Genomic DNA, 5,660 nt, shown 5'->3' on the forward strand with positions numbered 1-5,660 from the left:
GGTCTTGGGTGCGGGGACAGGATTTGAACCTGTGACCTTCAGGTTATGAGCCTGACGAGCTACCGGGCTGCTCCACCCCGCGGCGAAGAGGGTCGTGATGTGATCGTGGGGTAGGGTATTGGACTTTGAAGGCAACTTGATGGGCATGCTTTTAGCGGACCTGGCGGCGACCTACTCTCCCGCGCCTTGAGACGAAGTACCATTGGCCCAGGGGGACTTAACGACCGAGTTCGGAATGGGATCGGGTGGGGAACCCCCGGCATAGCCACCAGGTCAGCAAAAGGCATGCGTGCGATGCTCGATAGTTTGAGCACCGGTTATATCAAGTTGAAGAAGACATCGAATGTTTAGCTACAAAGAGCGTTTGCATAGGTTTGGCTGAAGAACGATCAAGCCTATCGAGCTATTAGTACCAGTAAGCTACACGCCTCACAGCGCTTCCACACCTGGCCTATCAACGTGGTGGTCTTCCACGGCTCTCAGCGAGACCTTGTTTTGAGGTTAGTTTCCCGCTTAGATGCTTTCAGCGGTTATCTAGTCCACACTTAGCTACCCTGCTGCACAGCTGGCGCCATGACAGGTCCACCAGAGGTGTGTCCATCCCGGTCCTCTCGTACTAGGGACAGATCCTCTCAAGTCTCGTACACCCACGGCAGATAGGGACCAAACTGTCTCACGACGTTCTGAACCCAGCTCACGTACCACTTTAATCGGCGAACAGCCGAACCCTTGGGACCTGCTCCAGCCCCAGGATGTGATGAGCCGACATCGAGGTGCCAAACTTTGCCGTCGATATGGACTCTTGGGCAAAATCAGCCTGTTATCCCTAGAGTACCTTTTATTCGTTGAGCGATGGCCCTTCCACGCAGGACCACCGGATCACTATGGCCGACTTTCGTCTCTGCTCGACTTGTCAGTCTCGCAGTCAGGCGGGCTTATGCCATTGCACTCGACGACCGATTTCCGACCGGTCTGAGCCCACCATCGCGCGCCTCCGTTACACTTTGGGAGGCGACCGCCCCAGTCAAACTGCCCGCCACGCCATGTCCCGGACCCGGATAACGGGCCGCGGTTAGACGTCAACAACAATAAGGGTGGTATTTCAAGGATGGCTCCGGCGGAACTGGCGCCCCGCTTTCATAGCCTCCCACCTATCCTACACATGTTGTTGCTAACGCCAAGGCGAAGCTGCAGTAAAGGTTCATAGGGTCTTTCCGTCTGACCGCGGGAACCCCGCATCTTCACGGGGAATTCAATTTCGCTGAGCCTATGCTGGAGACAGTGGGGAAGTCGTTACGCCATTCGTGCAGGTCGGAACTTACCCGACAAGGAATTTCGCTACCTTAGGACCGTTATAGTTACGGCCGCCGTTTACCTGGGCTTCAGTTCGCTGCTTGCACAACTCCCTTTAACCTTCAGGCACCGGGCAGGCGTCAGACCCTATACGTCGCCTTACGGCTTCGCAGAGCCCTGTGTTTTTGATAAACAGTCGCTACCCCCTGGCCTGTGCCACTCTACTCTGGTTGCCCAAAGCAGAGTCACGCTTATCCCGAAGTTACGCGTGCAATTTGCCGAGTTCCTTCAGCATAGTTCTCTCAAGCGCCTTGGTATACTCTACCTGCCCACCTGTGTCGGTTTCGGGTACGGTCTCCGTTGGAGTTATTTCCAGGGACCTGTTCACTGCCCAGAGCAATCCAATAAGCCTAGACAATTTACCAGATCCGTCACTTCCAACTGGTTCAGGAATATTCACCTGATTCCCATCGACTACGCCTTTCGGCCTCGCCTTAGGGGCCGACTAACCCTGCGCAGATTAGCTTTACGCAGGAACCCTTGGGCTTTCGGCGAGAGTGTCTCTCACACTCTTTATCGCTACTCATGTCAGCATTCTCACTTCCGATACCTCCAGCCAGCCTCACGACTGACCTTCACCGGCTTACGGAACGCTCCGCTACCGCGTGCTTACGCACACCCATACCTTCGGCGTCTGGCTTGAGCCCCGTTACATTTTCCGCGCAGGTTCGCTTGACCAGTGAGCTGTTACGCTTTCTTTAAATGATGGCTGCTTCTAAGCCAACATCCTGGTTGTCAAAGCAAACCCACATCGTTTCCCACTTAGCCAGAACTTGGGGGCCTTAGATGATGGTTAGGGTTGTTTCCCTTTTCACGACGGACGTTAGCACCCGCCGTGTGTCTCCCGGATAGTTCTCTTGGGTATTCGGAGTTTGATTAGAATTGGTACAGATCGCTCCGCCCGCATCCATTCAGTGCTCTACCCCCCAAGGAATACGTCCGAGGCACTACCTAAATAGTTTTCGCGGAGAACCAGCTATGTCCAGGTTTGATTGGCCTTTCACCCCTATCCACAAGTCATCCGAGAATTTTTCAACATTCACCGGTTCGGTCCTCCAGTAAGTGTTACCTTACCTTCAACCTGCTCATGGATAGATCACCTGGTTTCGGGTCGTCATGCGACGTACTTATTCGCCCTATTCAGACTCGCTTTCGCTGCGCCTACACCTAACGGCTTAAGCTTGCACGGCACATGAAGTCGCTGACCCATTATACAAAAGGTACGCCGTCACCACGCGCGGTGGCTCCGACTGCTTGTAGGCTTCCGATTTCAGGATCTGTTTCACTCCCCTTGTCGGGGTGCTTTTCACCTTTCCCTCACGGTACTTGTTCACTATCGGTCATTGAGGAGTACTTAGGCTTGGAGGGTGGTCCCCCCATGTTCAGACAGGATTTCACGTGTCCCGCCCTACTCGAGTCTGTCGCTATTTGACGCTTACGGGGCTATCACCCACTATGGCCGACCTTTCCAAGTCGTTCAGCTTTATGTCACGACAGCACTGGCCTGGTCCCGGTTCGCTCGCCACTACTACGGGAGTCTCGGTTGATGTCCTTTCCTCCGGGTACTGAGATGTTTCAGTTCCCCGGGTTTGCTTAATGGAGCCTATGTATTCAGCCCATTATACCTCTTCTGACCATCCAATCCTGGCCCCGCCCGAAGGCGAAGCTAAGTTGGGTGACCATAAAGGTGGGTTTCCCCATTCGGAGATAGCCGGATCAAAGGGTGCTCGCGCCTCCCCGGCTCTTATCGCAGCGTGCCACGTCCTTCATCGCCTCTCAATGCCAAGGCATCCGTCAGAAGCCCTTATGCGCTTGATCGTTCTCAGCAAAACCCATGCGCTTACCGTCTAGGGACGGCTCGCATGCGCTTTGTAGTCAGACATTTGATGTCTTCTTCAAAGTCCGCCCTAAAACCTCGATCATCCCAAGGGTGAGATGATTTCGGCGGGAGAACCCTACCTTCACGATGTCATTTCGCATCCGGCGCTAGGCGCAGCGGACGCAAACTTGATCATTCCTCGATCGCGTTACCGTCTCTTCCGGATGAAGAGATGGTGGAGCCAGACGGATTCGAACCGACGACATCCTGCTTGCAAAGCAGGCGCTCTACCAACTGAGCTATGGCCCCTCACACTGCGTGTGAGTTGCTTCGCCCAGGAGAGCCTGGTCGGTTGCGGTTCCGTTTAGGAGAGAGTGGTAGGCCCGATAAGACTTGAACTTATGACCTCACGCTTATCAAGCGTGCGCTCTAACCAACTGAGCTACGGGCCCATAGGCCACATAGACCAGATCCAAGACCGTAACGGTCTCGACCCGCCCCTGGGCTCGCGATCGCCTTGTCAGCCTAAGCGGCGAACAAGGAGTGGAAAGAGAAACGAAGACGGCGGCGATCCGCTCATCTGTATAATTAGACGCTTCAATAAACCCGAAGGCTTGGAGAAGCAGTCCTTAGAAAGGAGGTGATCCAGCCGCAGGTTCCCCTACGGCTACCTTGTTACGACTTCACCCCAGTCGCTGACCCTACCGTGGTCGCCTGCCTCTCTTGCGAGTTAGCGCAGCGCCTTCGGGTAAAGCCAACTCCCATGGTGTGACGGGCGGTGTGTACAAGGCCCGGGAACGTATTCACCGCGGCATGCTGATCCGCGATTACTAGCGATTCCAACTTCATGCACTCGAGTTGCAGAGTGCAATCCGAACTGAGACGACTTTTAGGGATTGGCTCCCCCTCGCGGGATTGCAGCCCTCTGTAGTCGCCATTGTAGCACGTGTGTAGCCCACCTTGTAAGGGCCATGAGGACTTGACGTCATCCCCACCTTCCTCCGGCTTACCACCGGCGGTCCTATTAGAGTGCCCAGCCAAACCTGATGGCAACTAATAGCGAGGGTTGCGCTCGTTGCGGGACTTAACCCAACATCTCACGACACGAGCTGACGACAGCCATGCAGCACCTGTGTCCCAGTCCCCGAAGGGAAAACCACATCTCTGTGGCGGTCCGGGCATGTCAAAAGGTGGTAAGGTTCTGCGCGTTGCTTCGAATTAAACCACATGCTCCACCGCTTGTGCGGGCCCCCGTCAATTCCTTTGAGTTTTAATCTTGCGACCGTACTCCCCAGGCGGAGTGCTTAATGCGTTAGCTGCGTCACCGACATGCATGCATGCCGACAACTAGCACTCATCGTTTACAGCGTGGACTACCAGGGTATCTAATCCTGTTTGCTCCCCACGCTTTCGAGCCTCAGCGTCAGTAACGGACCAGTATGTCGCCTTCGCCACTGGTGTTCTTCCGAATATCTACGAATTTCACCTCTACACTCGGAGTTCCACATACCTCTTCCGTACTCAAGATAGCCAGTATCAAAGGCAATTCCAAGGTTGAGCCCTGGGCTTTCACCTCTGACTAAACTATCCGCCTACGCTCCCTTTACGCCCAGTAATTCCGAGCAACGCTAGCCCCCTTCGTATTACCGCGGCTGCTGGCACGAAGTTAGCCGGGGCTTCTTCTCCGGGTACCGTCATTATCGTCCCCGGTGAAAGAATTTTACAATCCTAAGACCTTCATCATTCACGCGGCATGGCTGCGTCAGGCTTTCGCCCATTGCGCAAGATTCCCCACTGCTGCCTCCCGTAGGAGTTTGGGCCGTGTCTCAGTCCCAATGTGGCTGATCATCCTCTCAGACCAGCTAAGGATCGTAGCCTTGGTGGGCCTTTACCCCACCAACTAGCTAATCCTACGCGGGCCGCTCCAATGGCGATAAATCTTTCCCCCGAAGGGCACATCCGGTATTAGCTCAAGTTTCCCTGAGTTGTTCCGAACCAAAGGGCACGTTCCCACGTGTTACTCACCCGTCCGCCACTAATCCCGAAGGATCCGTTCGACTTGCATGTGTTAGGCCTGCCGCCAGCGTTCGCTCTGAGCCAGGATCAAACTCTCAGGTTGAGTTGACCGCTAACACAGACTTCAGACCATGGGGGAAAACCCACGATCCGGTTCTGGTTTGCATAGTATCTTGACGAGTTCCCAATCACATCGATGGATTGAAAGCCGAAGCCTTCAGTCCATGATATTCATGGTGTCTTCAAGAGACCGCATTTGTCAGCGTTCGAGATAGACCTTCTCAGTCTATCGCCAGAGCGCCGCCGCCTGCGTTTCTCTTTCCAAATCAACAATGTCAAAGACCCAGAGCCGAAGCTCCCAGAACCGCCTCTCGGCAGAACCATCCTTTAGCGCCCGATGTCGGCGGAGGCGGCTATCTATCCAACCTCGAATTCCGTGTCAAATCGTTTTTTTCAAAACTTTCCGACTTTC

3 tRNA genes and 3 rRNA genes are annotated in these 5,660 nt (G+C 54.6%); all 6 read right to left on the minus strand.

From position 1 onward, the window contains the following. Window positions 1-5 precede the first annotated feature (5 nt). The 6 genes from AC1RUS_RS23480 to AC1RUS_RS23505 all read right to left on the minus strand — a co-directional run bounded on the left by AC1RUS_RS23480 (window position 6) and on the right by AC1RUS_RS23505 (window position 5,291). Window positions 6-82 (minus strand) — tRNA-Met (locus AC1RUS_RS23480). A gap of 76 nt (window positions 83-158) precedes the next feature. Next, window positions 159-273: ribosomal RNA gene (rrf, locus tag AC1RUS_RS23485) — 5S ribosomal RNA — on the minus strand. A 112-nt stretch (window positions 274-385) separates the two neighbouring features. Beyond that, a 23S ribosomal RNA gene (locus AC1RUS_RS23490) occupies window positions 386-3,171 on the minus strand. A 234-nt stretch (window positions 3,172-3,405) separates the two neighbouring features. Continuing rightward, window positions 3,406-3,481 (minus strand) — tRNA-Ala (locus AC1RUS_RS23495). Between the two features lie 66 nt (window positions 3,482-3,547). Then, window positions 3,548-3,624: transfer RNA gene (locus tag AC1RUS_RS23500), tRNA-Ile, on the minus strand. 181 nt (window positions 3,625-3,805) lie between these two features. After that, window positions 3,806-5,291 (minus strand): 16S ribosomal RNA (locus AC1RUS_RS23505). Together the 16S, 23S and 5S rRNA genes with 3 tRNA genes alongside form the textbook arrangement of a ribosomal RNA operon. Window positions 5,292-5,660 lie beyond the last annotated feature (369 nt).

The organism is Caulobacter sp. GW821-FHT10F06 (assembly GCF_058809215.1).